Origin of the sequence: Streptomyces sp. 5-10 (assembly GCF_014712245.1) — a bacterium.
In the GTDB taxonomy this organism is placed as follows: domain Bacteria; phylum Actinomycetota; class Actinomycetes; order Streptomycetales; family Streptomycetaceae; genus Streptomyces; species Streptomyces violaceusniger.
In genome coordinates, this window is sequence record NZ_JACVYG010000251.1 from 1 (window position 1) to 357 (window position 357).

The following is a 357-nucleotide window of genomic DNA, read 5'->3' on the forward strand; positions in this document are numbered from 1 at the left end:
CCAGGGTCAACTCCAGCTGGGATCTGAGCTGGAACGGCATGTGCAGCTGGTTGGTTCCATTGACCACCTTGGTTCCATTGACCACCCTGGTTCCATTGGTTTCCTTGGTTGGCGGGGTTGGTCCAAGTTTCGGGTCCGTCTACTCTTCCATAAGCACCAGCTTCAGCAAGTCCTTCACCTTTGTAATCTCCGTCACCAGTGTATTCGCCTCTATCCAGAGCGTTTTGGGCACCTGAATTCCACTGTGGTACTGGAGCTGGGTTCCACTGGTTTCCTTGATTCCACTGGTTACCGTGGTTCCATTGGTTACCTTGGTTCCATGCTGGTTGTGGTTGATTCCATTGACTAGCTGGAGCA

1 protein-coding gene is annotated in these 357 nt (G+C 52.4%); it reads right to left on the minus strand.

The window, feature by feature from the left end; translation table 11 throughout:
• Positions 1-139: 139 nt before the first annotated feature.
• Positions 140-357: hypothetical protein (locus tag IEJ02_RS49655; protein WP_223865640.1), on the minus strand; the 218-nt coding region annotated here is incomplete at its 5' end.